This is a genomic window from Dactylosporangium sp. NPDC049140, from assembly GCF_040648435.1.
Genome location: NZ_JBEZDS010000002.1, coordinates 429,378 through 450,588 on the forward strand (window position 1 = coordinate 429,378; position 21,211 = coordinate 450,588).

A 21,211-nucleotide genomic window follows, 5' to 3' on the forward strand; every position below is an offset into this window, starting at 1 on the left:
TCGGGGTTGCATGGTCGGCTGCACGTTTGCGTTCGTGGAATGGCGCGGCGGACGTGCGTATGTGCGCCGGTTCGGCGGGAGCGGTCAGAATCGAGCGGTTGGACTGCGCGCAGGCGGCGGCCACCCGTCGAACTCGATGGGCGGAGCGCGCGTAAACGCGCAAGCGGGCCTCCTGGCGGGCAGAATCGGGCGCATGGAGAAGCCACGGATTGTTTCGGTGCAGGAGTACCGGGAGGCTCGCGACGAGCTGCTGAAGGCCGAGAAGGAGGCGACCCGTCAGCTGGACGCGATCGCCGCTCGGCGCCGGCGGCTGCCGATGGTGCGGTTCGGGGAGTACACGTTCGACAGTCCCAGCGGGCCGCGCACGCTGCTCGACCTGTTCGATGGGCGGTCCCAGCTCGTGGTGTACCAGTTCATGGACAACGGACCGGATCACTTCTGCCCGGGCTGCACAGGGTTCACGGACGGCATCCCGCCGACGGCTCTGGCTCCGCTCGCCGCGCGCGGCGTGAGCTGGTCGAATGTGTCCAATATGCCGCTGGCGCAGATCGAGCAGTACAAGGCCGAGCGCGGATGGACGATTCCGTTCGTTTCCTCGCGCGGCACGACGTTCGCGGACGACTGCGACGCCGGCGGCGGGTTCATGCTGAGCGTTTTCCTGCGCGACGGTGACGAGGTCTACCGCACGTACAACACCACCCAGCGCGGCGTCGACCGCCTCGTGTTCATGAACAGCATCTTCGACCTCACCCCGTACGGCCGGCAGGAGGACTGGGAGGACTCGCCCGACGGGTGGCCCCAACACCCGACCTACGGCTGATCGAGCCGACGGGCAGGAACGTCCGAACGCGTGCGAATGTGCGCGAGTGAACGTGCGTGTCGAAGCGCGCATGGACGTGAGCGTTCGGTTGGGCGGGTGGACGTCCGCGACCGAGCGCGCGTAGGCGTGCGGCGGCGGGCGGGCGCGCGGCGTGCGGCGTGCGTGCGGCGGTGGGCGCGCGGCCGGCGGTGTGCGCATGGACATGCCCGACCGAACGCCCGCCAATGCGAGCGGGCGGCATGCGGCGGTGAGCGAGCGGCCTGCCACGTGCGCACGTGCCCAGCGCAGGCGGACGTGCGCATGTGGACGTGCACGACCGAATGCGCGTCGATGTGGACGTGCGGTCGTGCGCGTGCGGCTCTCGGTCTTCGGATGTGTGCGTTCGACCGGCGGCGTGCGGATGTGGACGTGCGCATATGGACAATGGCCGGATGCGGCTGCGTATGGAGCTTTTCGTCGACGATCTCGACGCGTCGGTTGCGTTCTACGTCGAGGCGCTCGGGTTCGTGGTCGAGCGACGGAGTCCCGGCTACGTCAGTGTTCGCCGCGGGGACGTTGTGCTCGGGCTCGGGCCCGTCTCCGGGCTGCCCGCGCTCGGGGACGACGGGCCCGGGTTCAGCCAGGAGCGGCTCGCCGGGCGCGTGCGCGGGCTCGGGGTGGAGATCGTGTTCGAGGTGCGAGATCGTGCGGAGTTGCGCTTGCTGTACGAGCACTGCGCGAACGCGCAGGTTGTGGTGGAGGAGCTGCGCGAGCGGCCGTGGGGGCTGGCTGACTTCCGGGTGGGTGATCCGGACGGGTACTACATTCGGATCACCCACACCTGACGGGAACTCTTGAGCAGCGCAGCCCTGGGGCTGGTGACCCGGACCGGGTACACCCAGGGAGCGGGCCCTGCAGGGCGGTGACCCGGACCGGGTACACCCAGGAAGCGGGCCCTGCAGGGCGGTGACCCGGACCGGGTACACCCAGGAAGCGGGCCCTGCAGGGCGGTGACCCGGACCGGGTACTGCATCCGGGTCACCCAGCACCTACACGGAGCTCAGCCCGTGTACGCCGCGAAGATCTTTGAGAACTCGTACGGGGACTGCGCGATGTTCGTGCACATGTACAGCGCGCCGTTGCAGGCGTTTCTGTCGCGGGTCTCTTCCCAGAACGCCAGCATGCCCAGGTGGTTCGTCTGGGCGAAGGCGACCAGCTGGCGTGCGTCGTTCTGGTCGTACGTGCCGCCGTCGTCGTTCTTGCCCAGCATCGGGGTGACGCCGAGCATGCGCCAGATCTGGGCGTCGGTCTTGCTCGGGTACAAACCCTTCAGTTGCGTGAAGGTGGACTGCGCGGCCTGGACCGCGAAGTTGCCGTAGTCGCCGGTGCTGCGCTGGTAGTCCATCGCCATCACGTTGACGAGGTCCAGGTTGACGCCGGCGTCGCGGGCTGAACGGACCACGTTGACGCCGTCGCTGGTGAGGCCCTCGGGCAGTACCGGCAGGGTCAGCGAGATCTTCACGCTCGGGCGGGCGGCCTGCAGCAGTGCCAGGGCCTGCGAGCGGCGGGCGATCGTCGTCGGGTCGGCGACCGCGGCGCCCTCGATGTCGAGGTCGATGTACTTCAGGCCGTACGCGTCCACGACCGCCTGGTACTCGGCCTCGACCTGGGCCGGCGTCGAGCACGCCTGGGCGAGCTCGATGCCGCTGGCCCCGCCGAACGAGATCTTCACGTCGCCGCCGCGGGCGCGGACGGCGTCGATCTGGTCCTTGGCCCAGGCGGCGCGCGGGTCGTACGCGTTGAACCACGATGCCTTGCACCCGGCGCTGTTGACGAACGCGAGCGTGAAGTTCTTGAGGTTGCCGCTCGTCGCCATGTCGGTGAGCGTCGGGGTGGGCCAGGCGCCCATGTCGACGTACGGGGCCACGGCGAGCGTCGTGCCCGTACCGCCGCCGCCACCACCGCCGCCGGCCTGGGTGGTCGCGCTCACCTGGTTGCTCGCGCCCGAGGCGTTGCCGGCCGCGTCGCGCGCCTTCACCGTGAAGGTGTAGGCGGTCGAGGCGGAGAGGCCGGATACGGTACCGCTGGTGCCGGTGACCGACGCCGCGAGCGCGCCGGCCTGGTAGATGTCATAGCCGGCGACGCCCACATTGTCGGTGGAAGCGTTCCAGGCGAGGCTGACGCTCGACGAGGTCGTGGCGGTGACGCGGAGGGTGCCCGGTACCGACGGCGCGGTCGTGTCTGTAACCCCGGCGCAGGAAGCGCCGTTGAGCTTGCAGTTCGCGGGCTTGCCCGAGCCGGACACGAGGAACCCGAAGCTGGCCGTCCCGCCGGGGGCGACCGTGCCGTTGTACGTCCGGTTGTTCGCGGTCACGTGCGTGCCGCTCTGGCTCATGAGCGCGTCCCAGTAGCTGCCCAGCGCCGAGCCGGACGGCAGGTCGAACTCGACCTTCCAAGCCGAGACGGTGGCGGCCGTCCCGTTCGTGATCGTGTACTTCGCCTGGTAGCCGCTGCCCCAGTCGGAGTCGTAACTCAGCGTCGCGGTAAGGGAACCGGCGGCCTGCGCCGGCGTCGTGATCGCCGCAATGCCGCCCGCGGTCACGAGGACCGCCGCGGCCGCGAGGGCGATCCGGAGTCGGGATGTCATCGCTGCCTCCAGACAAGACAGAATCCTATTGAGGCACAACGATAAATAAACTTAACTAAAAGTCAATGCTTCGATGGCTCGGGTCCGTGGTGGTGCGGACCGTTCCTCCCGCGAGACACCGCTCGGCGCTGGCGCGCCGTCGCTGCCAGGTCCGCGTGTAGTCACCCTCCCTTATCCGGTGGTCCGGCTCCCGGTGGTGGGCCCGGAAAGTCGGGCGCTACGCGCCGCGACTTTCCGATTTTTCGCCTGGCAGGCCATAAATCCGTTACGCCGGAATCTTGGGGCTTCGGCTGGACGCTGCGGATCTCGAACGCGGACTCGACGTCGGTCGACGGCGGTGGGGCGGTTGAGCGTTCGGTCTGCGCGATGATGCGCGGGTACCGGTCGTTCGTGGTGGGCGATCGAAGCGTTTCGTCGTTCGGTTCGCGCGAGTTTGCGACGTTGCGATCGTTTGCGCGGTGGCGAGCACCGCGCAAGCCCGTCGCGACCATCTCGCCGAGCCGGTTGGTGATCGGCAGCGAGCGGCGGGTGCTCTTGCCGACGTTGATGCGCGAGTTGGTTGTGCGTGCCGGCATGCCCCGCGTGTTGGCGTGTCGGTGCGCGTGGCGGACCGTGGGGCGTGCTGTGTCGGGATCGTTTGTGCATTGGCGGCGTTGATGCGCGGTGTCGGTCGTGCATGGTGGCTTGACGGCGTGTCGGTGCGCGTGGCGGACCGTTAGGCGTGCGGTGCCGGGATCGTCCGGATCGGGTGATGCGTCGGGTGGCACAGTGTGAGGCTTCGATGTGCGGACGGGCCGCGTGCGGCATGATGTGCCGATGGGACGGCACGAGCAGCGGCAGCGGTCGGGGGTCTGCATCGTCCGTGATCCGCGCCGCGCCGTGCCGCGGTGGCCGTGGCTGCTCCCGCCGCTCGGGCTCGCGCTGCTTCCGGCCGGGGTGGCCGTGGGGCTCTTCGCGGCCGCGGTGCTGCTGCTGGTGGTCGGGGCGTGCATGCGGTACGGCCAGGGCGGGGTCCGCATCGAGGGCTCCGCGCTCCCGGAGTGGCAGGCGGCCGAGGCGGCGCTGCGGGAGGTGCGGCTGCGGTGGCCCGTGCTCGGGGCGATGGCCGAGCCTGCGGACATCGGGCCGACGCTGGACATCACCCGGTACAACTTGGCGCGTCTCATTGCGGCCCGGGTCCGGCTGCGCGCGAACCTCGACGAGCTGCGCGCCACGCGCAAGGACCTCGGGGCGGGGAATCCGCGCGGCGAGCTGCGTGCGCGCCGTGACGATTCCGGCGGGCGGGAGTCGTGGGGCGAGCTGTATGCGAGCCGGGACGGCGCGGGGGCGCTGCGGGGCGAGCTGTACCCGAGTCGGGACGGCGCGCGGGAGCCAGGCGCGATTCGTGAGGACGCTGGCGCGGGGGCGCCGCGGGGTGAGCTGTACGTGAGTCGGGACAACGCCGACGCGGGGGCGTTGCGGGGCGAGCTGGACGCTGGCCGCGATGTCTCCGGCGCGCGGGAGCTGCGGGCGAGCCGTGATGATTCCGGCGCGGGCGAGGTGCGCGCCGGTCGTTGGGTGCTCGGCGGTGGGGATCTGCGCGATGAGCTCGACGAGCGCATCGAGGCGGCCGAGGATCGGCTCCGGGAACTCGGTGCGCAGCTCGCGGCGCGGACCGCGGCGCTCGGGCGGCTCGCTGCTTCGCTGGACGCGCATGAGCGGCGTGAGGTTGCCACGGCCCGGGCTCGGGTGCTGCTCGCGGGTGACATGCCGGGGGCGACGCTGCTCGCCGATCCGTTCGCGGAGGTGGGGGAGCGGACGGCGGCGACGCTCGCGGCGTACCGGGAGTTGTCCGAGCTTCGGCCGTTGTCGTCTGAGCGGTGATCTGGGAGTCCCCGCAACGTATGGACTGCGCGAACGTGCGTGAGTCGCCGTCTGAGCGGTGGCATGGGGGTCGGCGCAGTGTGCGAAACGTGCGACCAGTCGCCGTCTGAGCGGTGCCGTGGGAACTGCGCGAACGTGCGCAAGCTGCGTCTGAGGGGTGGCGTGGGAGCCGGCGCAGTGCGGGAACCGCGCGACCGTTGCCGTCTGGGCGGTGACCTCAGAGCCTGCGCGTGGCGGGACGACTGTCGGCGGCGGGGCGTCGGGCTCGGGAACTGTGCGAAACGTGATGTAAGGGGCGGTGGCCCTCCTGCGGCGTATCGAAGCTGTCCGAACTGCGACCGTCACCGTCCGAAACGTGATCGTAGGGGAGCGTTCCGGCGAACTACGATTAGGGCATGTCACCGGCCTACGGGCTCGGGATCGACTTCGGTACCTCGAACACGGTAGCCCTGATGCGCTGGCCGGACGGCCGGGTCAGGCCGCTGTTGTTCGATGCCAACCCGTTGTTCCCGTCCGCCGTCTTTGCCCCGACCAAGCCGGGCGCGGGATCGGCCGTGCCCGGAGGCGATCTCGTGGTCGGGGGCGACGCGCTGCACCACGCGCGGTTCGACCCCGCGGGGCTGGAGCCCAATCCTAAGCAGCACATCGACGAGCCGACCATCCTCCTCGGCGAGCGTGAGGTTGCCGTCGTCGATCTTTTCGCGGCGGTACTGCGGTACGTGTTCACCGAGGCCAAGCGCGTCGCCGGGTCCGATGACTTCGCCGTGGCGATCGCACACCCGGCCGGGTGGGGGACGCAGCGGCGGGCGGTACTGGCCGAGGCCGCGCGCCGGGCCGGGCTCGGTGGTAGCGGCGGCCCGGGCAACAGCGGCGGCCAGGGCGGACAGGGCGGCGGCGCGCAGGGTGGTGGCGGTGGCGGGGTGCCCGCGCTGCTCGTGCCCGAGCCGGTCGCGGCCGCGCACGCGTTCACGGCGGTGCTCGGGCAGCAGGTGCCGGACGGGAAGGCGCTGGTCGTGTACGACCTCGGCGCCGGCACGTTCGATGCCAGCGTCGTGGTGCGCCGGGCCGCCGGGTTCGAGGCGGTTGCCGTGGACGGGCTCACCGATGTCGGCGGGCTCGATATCGACGCGACGATTGTGCGGTGGCTCGCGGAGCGGTACTCGCCGGGCGACCCCGAGCTCTGGACCCGCCTCGCCGACGCGCAGGACCCCGAGTCGCTGCGCCACCGGCGGATGCTCTGGCACGACGCCCGCGTCGCCAAGGAGATGCTCTCGCGCGCGCCCGCGGTGGTACTGCAGATGCCGGCCCCGCTCAACGTCGACTCGCAGCTGACCCGCGAGGAGTTCGAGGCGGCCGCGAAGCCGCTGCTGGAGCGCACCGTGTTCACCACGGCCGCGCTCATCCGCCAGGCCGGCATCGCGCCCGGGGACGTGGCCGGCGTGCTGCTCGTCGGCGGTGGCAGCCGCATCCCGCTCGTGGCGACCATGCTGCACCGGGCCCTGAACGTGGCCCCCACCATCACCGAGCAGCCCGAGATCGTCGTGGCGGAGGGGTGCCTGCTGTCGTTGTCGGCGCCGCCCGCCGACGGGACGGGGGAGGGCTCGCCACTGTGGCCGGCCGCGGCCGCGGCGGCCGCCCCGTACGCCTCGATGGCCGCCGGCCCGTCGTCCCCGGCGCCGTCGATGTCGCCCCCGATGGCCGGTTCATCCCCATTCGGCGGAGCCGCTTCGCTGGCCGGAGCCGGAGCCGGAGCCGGAGCCGGAGCCGGAGCTGGAGCTGGAGCTGGAGCTGGAGCTGGAGCTGGAGCTGGAGCTGGAGCCACAGGCGTAGCCGGAGCTGGCGCTGGGCTGGCCGGCGGTGCCGCTGGAGCTGGCGCCGGGGCAGGCGCGCTCGCCGGAGCCGGTGCCGCCGCGGGTCCGGCCGCTGCCCAGAGTCCGCAAGCGGCCCAGAGCCCGCAAGCGGCCCAGGCCCAGCCGATGCAAGCACCGCCCGCGGATCAAGCAGGAACGGATCCGGGCATCATGTGGCCGGATCAGGGCTCGCCCGCCGCGGCCGGATTCACCACGCCACCCGCCGCCTCGACCTCGGCCCCGCCCGCCGGCTACATCCCAACGTCGTATGCGCCGCCAGCCTCGGGCCCGCCGGCCGGGTACGGCGCCCCCGTCTCCGCGCCCCCCGTATCCGGAATGCCGTACTCGGCCCCGCCCGTGTCGGGAGTGCCGGCCTCCGGACCACCCGTGTCCGGCGCACCGGTCTCCGGAGTGCCGCGCGGTCGCGTGTACCAGACGGGCGCGTACCCCACCGTCCAGCCCCCGCCGAACCAGCCCCCGCCGAACCAGCCGCCGCCGTTCCAGCCGCCCGTGCCCGTGCCGATGCCGGCCGTGCCGCGGTACCTGCCGCCGCCGCCCGCCATGGCCGGCGCGCCCGTGTCGCCCGGGCCGTCCAGCCGGGTCGTGCCCGTGTACGACGACCGGCCCCCGGCGCCCCCGCGCAAGGGCGGGCGCAACTGGCTCAACGCGCTGCTCGTCGTCATCGCGCTGCTCGCCGTGGCCGGGGCGGGCACCACCGTGTACCTGGTGCAGCTCGGCAAGGACAAGCCCTCGGCCAACAGCCAGTCCCCGGGCGCCGGAACGTCGGCGAACCCGGGCAACGCCGGTGCGGGCAACGCGGGATCGGCGGATCCGACCGGCACCGGTACCGAGCCGACCGAGACCACCCACGCCCCGGCGACCACGGCCACCAAGACCGAGACGATCACCGCCCCGGACGTCAGCGGCCAGTACGTCGAGTACGCCAAGGAGCAGTTCCGGGACAAGGGTTTCACCGGCACCTTCAAGATCACGAAGCGGCCGACGGACGACCCGGACCAGGTCGACCACGTGCTCGCGCAGGACCCCAAGGCGAACAACCGCGTGGCCAAGAACGGCACCGTGACGCTGACCGTCGGCTCGGAGCCCGTGACGCCGTCCAGCCACCCCGCTCCGACGACGACCGGCCCCCGGCCGACGTCGACCTGACCGAACGAAAGGGTTGTACGCGGTTGGCAGACTGAGGCCGCACCGTCCACTGCGGACACCCCTTGAGGAGCGGCGGATGTCGAACACCAACACGTACCTCGACCAGGTCGTCAGGCAGCAGGAGCGGCTGGAGTCCGACCTGCGCTCGAAGCGCGCCGCGCCCGCGGGCGGGCCGCCGCCACCGCCGGAACGGGCGCGCGCCGAGGGCGGGCGGCAGCCCACACCCAACGCCGTCGAGGTGCGGGTGACCGGGTTCGGGCGCTGGAAGACGGTACTCGTCCCGCCGAACGCGTTCGTCGTGCACACGCGCCGCGGCCGGGCCGAGCCGCTGCACGTCGGGCTCGGGGTGTCGTTCCGGTACAACCCGGCGACCGACTCGTACCTGGTGGTGCCGGGCGCCATGCAGACCATCCTGATCAACGCGTACTGCATCTGCCGCGAGCTTCAGGGCGTACTGGTGCAGGCTTATGTGCAGTGGATCATTCAGGACTTCGCGACCGCGTACCGCCGGCTCGACTTCGGCGACGCCGAGGACCCCATGCGACTGGTCAACCTGCAGCTCAAGGAGCAGGCCGAGGCGGCGATCAAGGACAAGGTCTCAACCCTGGGCGTTGCCGATGTACTGAGCGACAAGCAACCGATCATCGAGGAGCTCACGGCGCGGCTGCGCGCGGTCGCGGAGGGCTCGGGCGCCGACGACGGGCTCGGGCTGCGGATCGTCACGGTGCAGATCAAGGAGGCGGTGGTCAGCTCGCCGCGGCTGTGGGAGAACCTGCAGAAGCCGTACCGCAGCGAGCAGGGCCGCATCGCCCGCCTGGCCGAGCTCGCGGCCGAGGAGGCCGTCGCCGAGCGCGAACTGACGGCCCAGCGCCAGCGCGAGACGCAGCGCATCGCCAGCGACCGCGACCTCGCCGACCTGCGGGCGCAGAGCGCGGCCCACGAGTTCGACCGCGAGGCGAGCGAGGCCCTGCGCCGCTCCCAGCGCGAGCAGGAGGACGCCCGCGCGCTCGCCGACCTGCAGGACGCGACGAACCGGCACGCCTTGACGCTGGAGCGCGAGCTCGCCGCCGAGGAGGCCGAGATCGGGCGCCTGCGCATCGAGCGCGAGGCGGAGCTGACGCGGCTGGGCGCGGAGGCGGAGCTGGCCCTGGGCGCGGCCCGGGCCCGCGACGCGCACGAGCGCGCGCTGCTGGACGTCGAGCGGGAGCGGCAGCGGGCGGAGATCGCCAACGTACGCTCGCCGGAGAGCGTGCAGGCGCAGCTGATCGACCGCCTGCCGGAGATCGTGGCGAAGCTGCCCAAGCCCGCGGAGCTGCGCTCGGTGACGATAGGCGGCAACGACGGCACGTCGATCGCGAGCGTCGTCGCGGAGCTCACGGCGGTCGTCAACGCCCTGCGGCAGCCCTGAGCTCCGGGGCCCTGCGGCAGCGGATGATCTCGACTGCGCTGACGGCGCTGGATTGCAACGGGTAAGGCGAAGGCCCGCCCGGGAAAACCGGGCGGGCCCTCGGAAAAACCGTTACGGCAGAACGTAGTTCTCGTTCAGCGCCGCGCCGCGGTCCGGCTTGTACTGGTCGAAGCCGCGCGGGTCGCACTGCAGGCCACCGTTGATGCAGTGGTCCGAGAGGGCCTTCAGGGTCGGGGCGTCCCACGCGTTGTAGACGTCGTAGTGGAACGAGTACCCGCGGCCGCTGGAGAAGTGCACGTTTGCCATGTTGCCGCTGACCGGCCAGGCCATCTTGAACTCGATCATCGGCACGGCGACCGGGTGGTCCTGCGGGCAGACGCCCACGACCGGGTACGCCATGTGCGACTTGTGGTCCGGCGTGTCCAGGTGCAGGCCGTCCCAGCAGCTGGGGGCCTGGAACCGGACGTTGAGCTGGCTGCCGGCGACGCAGTTGGCGGGGATGTCCCACTGGTTGGTGATGTCGCCGCACTCGAAGCCCTCGACGTGGCCGGGGTGGTTCTTGAACTCGTCGAGCGTCGAGGCCGGGCTGCCGACGACGTAGCGCAGGCCGGCCGGGAACGGGCGGACGCTGCGGTAGTCGAGGACCCCGCTCTTGTAGTAGATGACCTGGCGGCCGACCGGCTGCACGGCCTGGTCGCCGTTGAGCAGCGTCGGCATCCAGTACGCGGTCTTGTCGCCCGGCGTGATGCAGGCGGTGCCGCCGGCCTGCAGCGAGGCGAGCGTCGTGTTCGCGTTGGTGGTGGTGTTGCCCATGAACGTGTGCGAGTGCGACGCGCCCGGCAGGCCGTAGAACACGATCGGGTCGTCCGGCAGGTTGCTGCGGCTCACCGAGCAGTTGGCCTGGAACTCGTGGTGGGTCGTCGGCGGGTTGGTGGCCGGCGGGGTGGCCGTCGACGGGACCACGCCCGTGACCGGCGGGTTGGCCATGACGTACCCGGGGCCGTCCGACGCCGGCGGGGTGGTGCCCGAGGTGCCGTAGACCTTGAACTCGTACAGCGAGTAGCCGTAGCCGGTGCCGCGCTGCGTGCCGTACATGCGCACGTAGCGGCCGGAGCCGGTGACGTTCAGGGTCTCGGTGCCGCCGTTGCTCGTGGTGGTGCTGTAGATGCTGGTCCAGGCGTTGCCGTCGGCCGAGGTCTGGATCTGGTAGGCCTTGGCGTAGGCGGCCTCCCACTGCAGCACGACCTGGGAGATCGTGGCGGTGGAGCCGAGGTCGACCCGCAGCCACTGCGGGTCGCTCCACTGGCTGCTCCAGCGGGTGGTGTTGCTGCCGTCGAAGGCGGCCGCGGCCGGGGACTCGCCGAGCTCCGTCGACGAGGCGAGCGCGGGCCGGTTCTGTGACAGCAGGGTGGCGGTGGCCGCGTCGGCGGACGTCAGCTGAAAGGCGCCGACGACCATCGACGCCACCACGGCGGTGGTGACCCCGATGGGGATCCCGATTCTTCTGAGGCGTCTGGTTCTCAATGCAGCTCCCAGGGGTGTGGGGCGCCGGTGGCGGACCGGCTGGGTGCGCGCTCGGAGAGCGCTCTCCCATGTTGCGCCCGCTGCGGCGACCCGTCAATACGTTGGCCGTGCCGGATGCCTTGTAACCGTGCAAATAGGACGAAGATGAGCGGAATTTAAGACAGTCAGGGAGAGCGCTCTCCACTCGCAACGCCGCGTCCGATCACCGCCAGACCGCGGGTGCGGCGGCAGCCATGCTGAACGGCATGAACGAACTGCATGGCAAGGTCGCGCTGGTCACCGGGGGATCGCGGGGGATCGGGGCGGCGATCGCGCGGGAGCTCGCGGCCCGCGGCGCGGATGTGGCGATTACGTACCAGAGCGGGGCGGCCCCGGCGGCCGCGGTCGCGTGCGAGATCAAGGAGCGGGGTCGGAGAGCGCTTACCCTCCAGGCCGACAGCGCGGACGCGGCGGCGGTCGCGGGCGCCGTCGACGAGGCTGCCGAGCTGCTCGGGCGCCTGGACATCCTGGTCAACAACGCGGCGATCTTCCTGCCCGGCGCGGAGGGCATCGACGACCTCGACCGGACCCTGGCGGTAAACGTGCGCGGCCCCTACGCGGCCGCGCGGGCGGCGGCCCGGCATCTCAGCGCCGGCGGCCGGATCGTGAACATCGGCAACAACGTGGCCGAACGAGTGCCTTTTCCCGGACTCACGGTGTACGCCCTGAGCAAGACCGCCCTCGCCGGCCTGACGAAGGGCCTGGCGCGCGAGCTCGGCCCCCGCGGGATCACGGTGAACCTCGTGCATCCCGGCCCCACCGACACCGACGCCAACCCGGCCTCCCAGCCGAACGCGGCGGCGATGGCCGGGCTGACCGCGCTCGGCCGGTACGCGGACGCGGCCGAGATCGCCTCGGTGGTGGCGTTCCTGGCGGGCGACGACGCCGGCTACGTGACGGGCGCGTCGATCAGCGCCGACGGCGGCTGGGCCGCTTGAGCAGGCGGCCTGGGTGACGGCGAACGCGAGCAGCAGCGGGACCGCGACGTGAGGTACACCCCGCCCAGGCCGATCGCGGCCGCGCCCAGGGCCATCGTGCTCCACCGCGCGGCCGGGCGCAGCGCGAGCGCGACGCTACCGAGCGCGGTGGCGGCCGCCACGCCCTCGACCTGGCCATCCACCGCCGCGGCTGGGCGGCTGCGGGTGCACGCCGCCCGCGCGCACGCCCTCACCAGCGGTCCCGTGGGCCGGCGCCCCGCTGCGCACCGTACGCCCGCGCTGCTGATTCTGTGCATGGTCGTGGGGGCGGTGGCCGGGCCGCTCGGCGTGTCCGTCGGCTTCGCCGTCGGGGCCGCGCTGACCTGGCCCGTCGCGCTGCTGTGGATCCGGCACGCGACCGGGCTGCCGGTCGGTGGGCTGTTCACGCACGGCCTGCGGCCCTCGCGGCCCTGGCGCTCGCCGGCGGCGCGGCCTGGCTGACCGCGCGCCGCCCGGCTCGGGCTGGTGGGGGCTGATCGTCGCGGGCCTGCTGGGTTCCGGCGTACCTGGCCGTGCCGGCCCTGGTGGGGCCCGCCCTGCGGCGGTGGTAGCAGCGGCGGCGACCGTCAGAGGCGCTGGGGCACGCGCAGGCCCAGGTCGTGGTAGGCCGCGTCGATCACTGTCGCGTACGAGGCGATCATCCGCGTGTGGCTGAACCGCTCCCGGCTGCCCAGCAGCCTCGGGGTGAACTCCGCGCGGCGGTCGACCGCCTCCGACCAGCCCGCCGCGATCGCGTCCGGCTCCGCCGCCGTGATCAGGCCGTGGCCGGCGACGATGATCGCGGTGTCGCCGATGTCGGTCGAGACCGGTACGGCGCCGCACATCGCGCCCTCGATCAGGCACAGCGGGGCCGCCTCGCCGCTGGTGGACGTGAGGGCCACGACGTCGCTGGCCGCGTACACGGCCTCCATGTCGCGGCGGATGCCCAGCAGGTGCACGCGGGCCAGGAACCGCGGCTCGTCGTCGAAGAGGTCGTTGAGCAGCCCGCACAGCTCGGCGTTGGCCGTGGTCATGCCCGCCCCGCACAGCAGGACGTGGCCGTTGGGCTCGCGCTCGAGGTAGCGGCGCGCGGAGGCCAGGAACAGCGGGATGTTCTTCATCGGGTCGTAGCGGGCCGCGAGGGTGACCACCTCGGCCTTGGCCGGCACGCCGAGCGCGCGGCGCAGCGCGGCCCGACGCCGGGCCGGCACCGGCTGGAAGCGGGAGAGGTCCACGCCGTTCGGGATCACCTTGAGCAGCCCCGCGGGGATGCCCGCCGCCTCGTACGCCGAGCGCGTCGACTCCGCGCAGCAGATCGCGGCGGCGACCCGGCCGTCCGCGACAGCGGTCTTGAACTCCGTCAGCGCACTGCCCTGGTTCTCCGGGTCGGAGCGATGCAGGCAGACGATCACCGGGCGGTGCGGGAAGCCCGGCCGGTTCACCAGCCGCAGCGGCTGTTCCTTGAGCGACAGGATGATGTCGGCGCGCTCCGCGTGCGCGATCGCGGTCGCGACCTCCGACGGGCTGAACGTCTTGCGGGCCGCGGTTTCGCCCCCGATCCGGCGGCCCAGCGAGCGGACCTCGACGCCGATCGCGCTCAGCGAGCGGTAGCTGGCGTCCTCCTCCATGCGCTGCAGGAGCGTCTCGCGGCGCATTGCCGCGTAGATGCTCAGCACCGAATGGTGGTGGCTCCCACCGGTGTGCAGCCCGGCCACGACCGTGGTGTGCAGGGCCCGGGCACCCCCGGAGAAGAAGCCCTCATAGATCGACATCACGCGGAGTTGGCTAGTCACGGGCAAATCATCACCCGTCGTGGCCGTCCTGTCAGGCTGAACCAGTGAACTGTGCGTTTCCGGGAAGTCACGGATTGGCCGACGTCGTCCCTCGATACGGTGAGTCGTCCGAACGGCGCCGCTGGGTCATCCGAACCGCCACTATCATGTCCATTTTTGTCCGGACAAGTCGCGGCGATCACTCCGGGCCCGGCACGCTCACCAGGCCGGACTCGTACGCCAGGATCACCAGCTGCACCCGGTCGCGCACCCCGGCCTTCGCGATCGCCCGGGTGACGTGGGTCTTGGCGGTGAGCGGGCTGATGTACAGCGCCCGCGCGATCTCCTCATTGGACAGTCCACTCGCGACCAGCCGGACCACCTCGGCCTCCCGCGCGGTGAGGAAGTCCAGCCGCCGCCCGCCGCCCCCGAGCGGCCGCCGCGCGAACTCGGTCACCACCCGGGCCGTCACGCTCGGCGACAGCAGCGCGTCGCCCGCCGCCACCACGCGCACCGCCCGGCGCAGGTCGTCCGGCTCGACCTCCTTGGTCAGGAACCCGCTCGCCCCCGCGCGCAGGGCGGCGAAGACGTACTCGTCGGTCTCGAACGTCGTCAGCACCACCACTCGCGTCCCCGCCAGCGCGGGATCGCCGCAGATGAGCCGGGTCGCGGCGATCCCGTCCAGCCCGGGCATCCGGATGTCCATGAGCACGACGTCGGGCCGATGCGCCCGCGCGGCGCGCACCGCCTCGTCCCCGGTGCCCGCCTCGGCCACGACGTCGATGTCCCGGCTGCGCCGCAGCAGGCTGCCGAACCCGGCCCGGACGAGGGCCTGGTCATCGGCGAGCACGACGCGCACGGTCATGCCGGAATTTTCGCGTGTACCACGAAGCCTCCGTCGCCCGCCCCCGCGCTGAACGAGTCGCCGGGCGGCGCGCCCGCGCCGGACGAGTCGCCGGGCGGCGACCCCGCGCCGAAGGAGTCGCCGGGCGGCGACCCCGCGCTGAACGAGCCCCCGAGCGCCGCGACCCGCTCGGCGAGTCCCCGCAGCCCGTGCCCGGTCCGCCCCGCGCCCGCGCCCGCCCCGTCGTCGGCCACGGTGACCTCGGTGGAAGGTCCATAGTGGACCCGGACCGTCGCGTGGCGGGCCCCCGCGTGCTTGACCACGTTCGTGAGGGCCTCCCGGACGACGGCGGCCGCGACCAGCCGTACCGGCAACGGCACCTGATCCTCGTCGCCGTCGACGTGCAGGGCCGCGTCCAGCCCGGCCGCGCGGACGCTCGCGACGAGGTCCTCGAGCGCCGGCGGGGCCACGGGCGGGGCGACGCCGTCGCCGCCGGTGGTGCGCAGGACGCCCACGAGCGCGGACAGGTCGGCCATCGCGCGGCGGCGGATGTCCTGGGCGAGGCGCAGGGCCGCGCGGGCCTCGTCGGGGTCGGAGTCGAGCGCGTCCGCGGCGACGTTGACGTGCACGCCGACCACGACGAGCGTGTGCGCCACCGCGTCGTGCACCTCCTGGGCCAGCCGCAGCCGCTCGGCGGTGCGCTGCTCGTCGAGCTCGGTTCGCAGCCGCTGCAGAGACTCGGCCTGCAGGTTGCGCCAGTTGCGGTACGACACCGTGAAGCCGATCGCCGCGGACACCCACAACGCGTCGGTCGCGACGCCCGACATGGCCGCGCGGGCGGTGTGCCCGAGCACGGTCCAGTCGAGGTTGAACGCGATCAGCGCGTGCAGCACGACGGCCGCGACCACCGCGGTCGTACGCCGGGCGAGCGCCGCCTGCACGTAGAGGAGGGTGGCCGGCCAGAGCCAGCCCGCGTCGGTCAGGTGCGAGATGCGCAGCGCCGCGATGGTCGCGGCCGCGAGGGCGAGCGCGCTGAGGGGGTACCGCCGCTGCAGGAACAACAGGCCGAAGAGCGCCCCGGCGAGGCTGATCGGCCCCGGGTCGGCGAGCGGGGCCCCGGCCGCCGCGGTCGCGCTGAGCACGCCGAGCACGGTGATCGCGCCGAACGCGCCGGTGGTGGCCCGGGTCAGCGGTTGCATTGGACCACCGTCGCACGTCCGATGACGGTGAGCCCGCTCCCCGCCCGCGCGGCGGTGGGCGGGCCGAGCGTGGAGAGCACCCCGATGAGTGCGGAGGCCAGGCCGATGACCAGGCCCTGGTTCATCTTGTTCATGCCGCCGACGCTAGGGACCAGCGCGGTCGCGGTCGTCCTGCCGGCGGTGACACCGGGGCGTACACCATTTGGTGTATGCCCCGGTCCCGGGTGTCCGGGTGGGTGGGCGAACGGCCCGCGGATAGCTTGGCCGGCATGGCGAACCCACTCCGCTGCGGCAAGCACGTCATCCTGGCGAACCCGGCCTCGCGCATCCCGGTGTGGATGGAGTGCGCGGTGCACCGGTTCACGCCGCTGCAGGTGACCCGCCGCTACACCGGCATCGTGGAGCTGGAGTTCAGCCACGAGGAGACGCTGCGCCTCGACTGGATCGTCGAGCACGCGATGCTCTGAGCGGCGCGGCCGCTCAGTCCAGGTAGCCGGGGTAGAGCAGCGCCAGCTCGTCCGGGTACGCGGCGATCAGCCGGAGCTCGTCGTCGGTCAGCGGGCGTCCCGTCGACGCGTTGACCAGCTGGACGAGCTTGAACGTCCTGGCCTCGTCGGTCACCTCGACGCCGAGGTCCTCCAGCACGTGCCGGTAGCCGGCCAGCCCGCCGTACTCGCCGGTGAGCACGATCCGCCCGGCGCGCGCGTGCCGGTCGGCCGGGTACGGGCCGAGCAGTTCTTCGTCGTAGAGCTCGTAGTTGCGGTGGTCCTTCAGCGCCCCGTCGGCGTGGATGCCGGACTCGTGCGCGAAGGCGTTCGGGCCGACACCGGGCTGGTTGTTCGGCAGCGGCTGGCCGAACGCGTACGCGGCCCAGGCCGCGAACCGCCGCGCCCACGTCAGGTCGAGGGCGTCGCCGATCTCCGCGCCGTCCGGCACGCCGAAGCCGTGGCGCAGGGCCAGGATGCACGAGATCAGGTCGGCGTTGCCGGAGCGTTCGCCGATGCCGTTGACGCACGTGTTGATCCAGGCGTCCTGCCCGGCGGCCAGGTCGCCGAACGCGCCCGCGAGTGAGTTGGCCACGGCCATCCCCAGATCGTTGTGGCAGTGCGTCTCGATCGGCCGGCCGACGGCCGCGGCCAGCTTGGCGAAGCGCTCGCCGATGCGGGCGGGGGTGTCGCCGCCGATCGTGTCGCAGTACCGCAGCCGGTCCGCCCCGGCCTCCCGCGCGGCCAGCCCGAACTCGGTGAGGAAGCCCTCGTCGGTGCGGGAGCCGTCCTCGGCGTTGACCCCGACCGTCTCGGCGCCGGCGGACTTGGCCGCGCGCACGGCCGCCGTCATCTCCCGGATCAGCGCGTCGCGGTCGAGCCGGCCGCGGAACTTGTTCTGCAGCATCTGGTCGGACGTGGAGATGGACAGGTTGTAATGCCGCAGCCCGAGCCCCGCGGAGCGCTCCACGTCGGCGGCGACCGCGCGGCACCAGCCCGACAGCCGCAGCGACCCGAACGCGCCGGCGCGCTCGAGGGCGGTCTGGGCGCGGACGTACGGCACCTCGTGGAACAGGAACGGGAACCCGATCTCGGACTGCGCGACGCCGAGCCGGCCCAGGTAGAAGTTCACCATCGTCTTGCCGAACTTGGACAGCCCGGTCCGGGCCGTCTGTACCCCGTCGCGGTTGGTGACGTCGAGGAAGTGGATTTGAGGCATGCCCTCAGGTTGACTGTCGTACCTGATTTGTGTCAACGTTGACTAAAATCAACATCTAGCGAAGCGGAGGTCCGTGGCATGAGCGAGTGGATGAGTGCCGAGCAGGCGGCGCTCCGGCTGGGGGTCAAGGCGGCGACGCTCTACGCGTACGTCAGCCGGGGCACGCTGACCCGGCGCAAGGCCGACGGCCGCAGCGTCTTCAACCGCGCCGAGATCGAGGAGCTGGCCGGGCGCGGGCGACCGCGGCGCCAGGCCGGCACCACCGAGCTCGTCATCGAGTCGGCCGTCACGATGCTCGGCGCGGACCGGCACTACTACCGCGGGCGGGACGCGGTCGGGCTCGCCGCCACCTGGCGGCTCGAGCAGACCGCGACCTGGCTGTGGACGGGCGCGGAGGCGGGGGCGCCGGAGGTCTGGGAGACGGCGCCCGACGCGCTCGCCGCCGCCCGGGAGGCCCAGCGCGGCCTTTCGCCCGACGTGCTGCCGCTCGAGCGGCTCCAGGTCATCGTCACCGCGCTCGCCGTCGCCGATCCGGTGCGGTACAACCTCGAACCGGCCGCCGTCGCGCAGACCGGCAAGGGGCTCATGGCCGGCATGGTCGACGCCTTGCCGTCCGAGGCTTCGCCGGACGGCCGGGACCGGGGGCTGCACGCGCGGCTGTGGCGCAAGCTGTCGGGTGCCGGGGCCGGGGAGCGCCTCGCCGACGTGCTGCGGTTCGCGCTCGTCCTGCTCGCCGACCACGAGCTCGCCGCGTCCACGCTCGCCGCCCGCGTCGCCGCCTCGGTCCGCGCGGACCCGTACGCCGTGGTCACCACCGGGCTCGGCACCACCAGCGGGGCCCTGCACGGCGGGGCTTCGCTCGGGGTCGAGTCACTGCTGGCCGAGGTCGGCGAGCCGGGGCGGGCCGCGCAGGCGATGGGGGAGCGGCTGCGGCGCGGCGAGCGCATCGCCGGGTTCGGGCACATGGTGTACCGGGCCGGCGACGGGCGCGGGGACGCGCTGCTGGAGCGGGTACGCCAGGCGGTACCCGGCCACCCGCGGCTCGCGGTCGCCGACGCGGTGCTGGACGAGGCGCGGCGGCGCGCGCTGCCCGCCATGAACATCGACTTCCCGCTCGGGCTGCTCACCCACCTGGCCGGCATGCCCCGCGGGGCCGGCGAGGCGATCTTCGGCGTCGCGCGCACGGCCGGCTGGCTCGCCCACGCGATGGAGGAGTACGCGAAGCCGACGCGGCTGCGCCTCCGCGCCGCCTACACGGGCCCGCTGGAGTAGCCGACGACGCTACAGTCGGTTGGTGACCACGGACAATCCGTTCTTCGTGCCGAGCGACCTGCCCTACCAGCTGCCGCCGTTCGACCGCATCGAGGTCGAGCACTACCTGCCGGCCTTCGAGCGCGGCATGGAGGAGCAGCGCGCCGAGGTCGCCGCCATCGTCGCCGACCCGGCCCCGCCGACGTTCGACAACACCCTGGTGGCCCTGGAGCGCTCGGGGCGGACCCTGCAGCGCGCCTCCGCCGCGTTCTTCACCCTGACGAGCTCGCACACGTCGGACCGGCTCCAGGAGATCGAGGCCGAGGTGGTACCGCGGCTGTCGGCCCACAGCGACGCCATCATGCTCGACGCCGGGCTGTACACCCGCATCAAGGATCTCTACGACCGCCGCGGCGAGCTCGGCCTCGACGCCGAGGGTGCCTGGCTGCTGGAGCGCTACCGCACCGACTTCGTGCGGGCCGGCGCCGAGCTGTCGCCCGGGCAGCACGAGCGGCTGCGCGAGATCAACGCCGAGCTGGCCGGGCTGGCGACCGAGTTCGGCAACCTGGTGCGCGACGAGATGAAGGCCCGCGCCGTGATCGTCGAGGACGAGGCGGCCCTGGACGGGCTCTCCGCCGACGCCGTGGCCGCCGCGGCGGTCGCCGGCAAGGACCGGGGCCTCGACGGGCAGTACGCGCTCAACCTGGTCCTGCCCACGTCGCAGCCGCCGCTGGCCGCCCTGCACGACCGGGCCCTGCGCGAGCGGCTGCACAACGCCTCCATCGGCCGCGGGGCCGGCGGCGACAACGACACCACCGGCCTGGTGCTGCGCATCGTGCGGCTGCGGGCCGAGCGGGCCCGGCTGCTGGGCTACGAGCACCACGCCGCGTACACCATCTCCGACAACACCGCCCGCTCGGTCGCCGCGGTCGAGGAGATGCTCGCCAAGCTCGTCCCGGCGGCGATGGCCAACGCCGCCGCCGAGGCCGACGACCTGCAGGCCGTCATCGGCGACGAGTTCACGCTGCGGCCCTGGGACTGGTCCTACTACACCGAGCGCCTGCGCCGCGACCGCTACGCCATCGACGGGAGCGAGCTGCGGCCGTACTTCGAGCTGGAGCGTGTCCTGCACGACGGCGTCTTCTTCGCCGCGGAGAAGCTGTACGGGCTGCGCTTCACCGAACGGCCGGACCTGCACGCGTACCATCCCGACGCCCGCGTCTTCGAGGTCTTCGACCATGACGGGAGCCCGCTCGGGCTCTACATCGGCGACTTCTTCACCCGCGCGTCCAAGCGCGGCGGCGCCTGGGCCAACGCGCTGGTGCCGCAGGCGCGGCTGTTCGGCACGTCCCCGGTCGTGTGCAACAACCTCAACGTGAACCGCGCGCCCGACGGCGAGCCGACGCTGCTCACCCTCGACGAGGTCCGCACCCTGTTCCACGAGTTCGGGCACGCGCTGCACACGCTGTTCTCCTCGGTGCAGTACCCGAAGTTCGCCGGCACGCGCGTGCCGCGGGACTTCGTCGAGTACCCCTCCCAGGTCAACGAGGTGTGGATGTTCTGGCCGGAGGTGCTCGAGAACTACGCCCGCCACCACGAGACCGGCGCCCGCCTCCCACAGGAGGTCGTGGACCGGCTCGACGCGGCCGAGCGGTTCAACAAGGGGTACGCGACGGTGGAGTACCTCGCCGCGACCCTGCTCGACCTGGCCTGGCACACGCTGGACGCCGAGCGCGCCGAGGCGGTCACCGACGTCGTGGCCTTCGAGGCCGAGGCGCTGGAGCGGGCCGGCGTGGCCACGCCGTTCGTGCCGCCGCGCTACCGCACGCCGTACTTCGCCCACATCTTCAGCGGGGCGGCGTACAGCGCCGGCTACTACTCGTACATCTGGAGCGAGGTCCTCGACGCCGACACCGTCGACTGGCTCACCGAGCGCGGCGGCCTGCTCCGCGACAGCGGCGACGCGTTCCGCGACGGCCTGCTGGCCAAGGGCGGCAGCGCCGACTCGATGGACGTGTACCGCGCGTTCCGGGGCCGCGACCCACTGATCGAACCGCTGCTCAGGCGCCGTGGGCTACTCGGTGACGCTGAGTAAAGTTCCTTAGTCTTCCTTAGGTTTTTCATAAGGCGGTGGATCCCGCCTTTCGGTACGGGCGCCACGTTCGTAAGCTGTCGCGGTGCGTGGCGC

General features: G+C 72.5%; 18 protein-coding genes. 10 read left to right on the top strand and 8 right to left on the bottom strand.

Features of this window, described 5'->3' with window-relative positions:
* Positions 1 to 193: 193 nt before the first annotated feature.
* Both AB0B76_RS05655 and AB0B76_RS05660 read left to right on the top strand, forming a co-directional pair.
* The gene (locus AB0B76_RS05655; protein WP_360369816.1) at positions 194 to 820 is read left to right on the top strand and encodes a DUF899 family protein; all 627 of its coding nucleotides are present in this window, start codon (positions 194 to 196) and stop codon (positions 818 to 820) included.
* Between the two features lie 431 nt (positions 821 to 1,251).
* On the top strand, positions 1,252 to 1,644 hold the full coding sequence (locus AB0B76_RS05660) for a VOC family protein (protein ID WP_360369819.1): 393 nt from the start codon (positions 1,252 to 1,254) through the stop codon (positions 1,642 to 1,644).
* A 215-nt stretch (positions 1,645 to 1,859) separates the two neighbouring features.
* Here AB0B76_RS05660 and AB0B76_RS05665 read toward each other — a convergent pair whose 3' ends face one another.
* Positions 1,860 to 3,446, bottom strand: coding sequence for a cellulose binding domain-containing protein (locus AB0B76_RS05665; RefSeq protein ID WP_360369822.1), 1,587 nt, complete (start codon positions 3,444 to 3,446; stop codon positions 1,860 to 1,862).
* A gap of 161 nt (positions 3,447 to 3,607) precedes the next feature.
* A complete protein-coding gene (locus AB0B76_RS05670; RefSeq protein ID WP_360369824.1) occupies positions 3,608 to 4,021 on the bottom strand; it encodes a hypothetical protein in 414 nt (137 codons plus the stop codon).
* Positions 4,022 to 4,262: 241 nt separating this feature from the next.
* On the opposite strand from AB0B76_RS05670, the gene AB0B76_RS05675 reads away from it, so the two are divergent.
* From AB0B76_RS05675 to AB0B76_RS05685, 3 genes are all read left to right on the top strand, one after another.
* Entirely contained in the window at positions 4,263 to 5,309 is a 1,047-nt protein-coding gene (locus tag AB0B76_RS05675) for a hypothetical protein (RefSeq protein ID WP_360369827.1), read from the top strand.
* A 395-nt stretch (positions 5,310 to 5,704) separates the two neighbouring features.
* Positions 5,705 to 8,326: an Hsp70 family protein gene (locus tag AB0B76_RS05680; RefSeq protein ID WP_360369830.1), complete on the top strand. Its 2,622-nt coding sequence runs from the start codon at positions 5,705 to 5,707 to the stop codon at positions 8,324 to 8,326.
* A 76-nt stretch (positions 8,327 to 8,402) separates the two neighbouring features.
* Positions 8,403 to 9,734 (top strand): SPFH domain-containing protein, encoded by a 1,332-nt coding sequence (locus tag AB0B76_RS05685; RefSeq protein ID WP_360369833.1) that lies wholly within the window; start codon positions 8,403 to 8,405, stop codon positions 9,732 to 9,734.
* Positions 9,735 to 9,845: 111 nt separating this feature from the next.
* Here AB0B76_RS05685 and AB0B76_RS05690 read toward each other — a convergent pair whose 3' ends face one another.
* A complete protein-coding gene (locus AB0B76_RS05690) occupies positions 9,846 to 11,192 on the bottom strand; it encodes a DUF1996 domain-containing protein (RefSeq protein WP_360370243.1) in 1,347 nt (448 codons plus the stop codon).
* Positions 11,193 to 11,503: 311 nt separating this feature from the next.
* Between AB0B76_RS05690 and AB0B76_RS05695 the strand changes: the two genes are divergently transcribed.
* On the top strand, positions 11,504 to 12,235 hold the full coding sequence (locus AB0B76_RS05695; RefSeq protein WP_360369836.1) for an SDR family oxidoreductase: 732 nt from the start codon (positions 11,504 to 11,506) through the stop codon (positions 12,233 to 12,235).
* 48 nt (positions 12,236 to 12,283) lie between these two features.
* Positions 12,284 to 12,715 (top strand): hypothetical protein, encoded by a 432-nt coding sequence (locus AB0B76_RS05700; RefSeq protein ID WP_360369839.1) that lies wholly within the window; start codon positions 12,284 to 12,286, stop codon positions 12,713 to 12,715.
* 125 nt (positions 12,716 to 12,840) lie between these two features.
* Here the strand turns inward: AB0B76_RS05700 and AB0B76_RS05705 are convergent, their stop codons facing one another.
* The 4 genes from AB0B76_RS05705 to AB0B76_RS05720 form a co-directional block, all read right to left on the bottom strand.
* A complete protein-coding gene (locus AB0B76_RS05705; RefSeq protein WP_360369841.1) occupies positions 12,841 to 14,046 on the bottom strand; it encodes a glycosyltransferase in 1,206 nt (401 codons plus the stop codon).
* Positions 14,047 to 14,224: 178 nt separating this feature from the next.
* Positions 14,225 to 14,890, bottom strand: a complete 666-nt coding sequence (locus tag AB0B76_RS05710; protein WP_360369844.1) for a response regulator transcription factor — start codon at positions 14,888 to 14,890, stop codon at positions 14,225 to 14,227.
* Positions 14,887 to 16,068 (bottom strand): histidine kinase, encoded by a 1,182-nt coding sequence (locus AB0B76_RS05715; RefSeq protein ID WP_360369847.1) that lies wholly within the window; start codon positions 16,066 to 16,068, stop codon positions 14,887 to 14,889. Before AB0B76_RS05715 ends, AB0B76_RS05710 begins: the two co-directional genes overlap by 4 nt.
* The gene (locus tag AB0B76_RS05720) at positions 16,056 to 16,202 is read right to left on the bottom strand and encodes a hypothetical protein (protein WP_360369850.1); all 147 of its coding nucleotides are present in this window, start codon (positions 16,200 to 16,202) and stop codon (positions 16,056 to 16,058) included. The genes AB0B76_RS05715 and AB0B76_RS05720 overlap by 13 nt, the downstream gene beginning before the upstream one ends.
* Positions 16,203 to 16,337: 135 nt before the next feature.
* Here AB0B76_RS05720 and AB0B76_RS05725 point away from each other — a divergent pair, with 135 nt between their 5' ends.
* Complete coding sequence (locus tag AB0B76_RS05725; RefSeq protein WP_360369852.1) at positions 16,338 to 16,535, top strand: hypothetical protein; 198 nt, start codon at positions 16,338 to 16,340, stop codon at positions 16,533 to 16,535.
* Positions 16,536 to 16,548: 13 nt separating this feature from the next.
* Here the strand turns inward: AB0B76_RS05725 and AB0B76_RS05730 are convergent, their stop codons facing one another.
* The gene (locus tag AB0B76_RS05730) at positions 16,549 to 17,772 is read right to left on the bottom strand and encodes a hypothetical protein (RefSeq protein WP_360369855.1); all 1,224 of its coding nucleotides are present in this window, start codon (positions 17,770 to 17,772) and stop codon (positions 16,549 to 16,551) included.
* 78 nt (positions 17,773 to 17,850) lie between these two features.
* On the opposite strand from AB0B76_RS05730, the gene AB0B76_RS05735 reads away from it, so the two are divergent.
* Together AB0B76_RS05735 and AB0B76_RS05740 are read left to right on the top strand one after the other, a co-directional pair.
* A complete protein-coding gene (locus AB0B76_RS05735) occupies positions 17,851 to 19,044 on the top strand; it encodes a citrate synthase (RefSeq protein ID WP_360369858.1) in 1,194 nt (397 codons plus the stop codon).
* Positions 19,045 to 19,066: 22 nt separating this feature from the next.
* Positions 19,067 to 21,118: a M3 family metallopeptidase gene (locus AB0B76_RS05740; RefSeq protein WP_360369861.1), complete on the top strand. Its 2,052-nt coding sequence runs from the start codon at positions 19,067 to 19,069 to the stop codon at positions 21,116 to 21,118.
* Positions 21,119 to 21,211 lie beyond the last annotated feature (93 nt).

What these genes read in the sequence shown, in the direction of transcription:
- AB0B76_RS05690 (WP_360370243.1), bottom strand. Translation starts at nt 11,192, where the DNA reads ATGGTCGTCGGCGCCTTTCAGCTGACGTCCGCCGACGCGGCCACCGCC.
- AB0B76_RS05735 (WP_360369858.1), top strand. Translation starts at nt 17,851, where the DNA reads ATGAGCGAGTGGATGAGTGCCGAGCAGGCGGCGCTCCGGCTGGGGGTC.
- AB0B76_RS05720 (WP_360369850.1), bottom strand. Translation starts at nt 16,202, where the DNA reads ATGAACAAGATGAACCAGGGCCTGGTCATCGGCCTGGCCTCCGCACTC.
- AB0B76_RS05680 (WP_360369830.1), top strand. Translation starts at nt 5,705, where the DNA reads ATGTCACCGGCCTACGGGCTCGGGATCGACTTCGGTACCTCGAACACG.
- AB0B76_RS05730 (WP_360369855.1), bottom strand. Translation starts at nt 17,772, where the DNA reads ATGCCTCAAATCCACTTCCTCGACGTCACCAACCGCGACGGGGTACAG.
- AB0B76_RS05710 (WP_360369844.1), bottom strand. Translation starts at nt 14,890, where the DNA reads ATGACCGTGCGCGTCGTGCTCGCCGATGACCAGGCCCTCGTCCGGGCC.
- AB0B76_RS05660 (WP_360369819.1), top strand. Translation starts at nt 1,252, where the DNA reads ATGCGGCTGCGTATGGAGCTTTTCGTCGACGATCTCGACGCGTCGGTT.
- AB0B76_RS05655 (WP_360369816.1), top strand. Translation starts at nt 194, where the DNA reads ATGGAGAAGCCACGGATTGTTTCGGTGCAGGAGTACCGGGAGGCTCGC.
- AB0B76_RS05670 (WP_360369824.1), bottom strand. Translation starts at nt 4,021, where the DNA reads ATGCCGGCACGCACAACCAACTCGCGCATCAACGTCGGCAAGAGCACC.
- AB0B76_RS05695 (WP_360369836.1), top strand. Translation starts at nt 11,504, where the DNA reads ATGAACGAACTGCATGGCAAGGTCGCGCTGGTCACCGGGGGATCGCGG.
- AB0B76_RS05675 (WP_360369827.1), top strand. Translation starts at nt 4,263, where the DNA reads ATGGGACGGCACGAGCAGCGGCAGCGGTCGGGGGTCTGCATCGTCCGT.
- AB0B76_RS05725 (WP_360369852.1), top strand. Translation starts at nt 16,338, where the DNA reads ATGGCGAACCCACTCCGCTGCGGCAAGCACGTCATCCTGGCGAACCCG.
- AB0B76_RS05685 (WP_360369833.1), top strand. Translation starts at nt 8,403, where the DNA reads ATGTCGAACACCAACACGTACCTCGACCAGGTCGTCAGGCAGCAGGAG.
- AB0B76_RS05665 (WP_360369822.1), bottom strand. Translation starts at nt 3,446, where the DNA reads ATGACATCCCGACTCCGGATCGCCCTCGCGGCCGCGGCGGTCCTCGTG.
- AB0B76_RS05715 (WP_360369847.1), bottom strand. Translation starts at nt 16,068, where the DNA reads ATGCAACCGCTGACCCGGGCCACCACCGGCGCGTTCGGCGCGATCACC.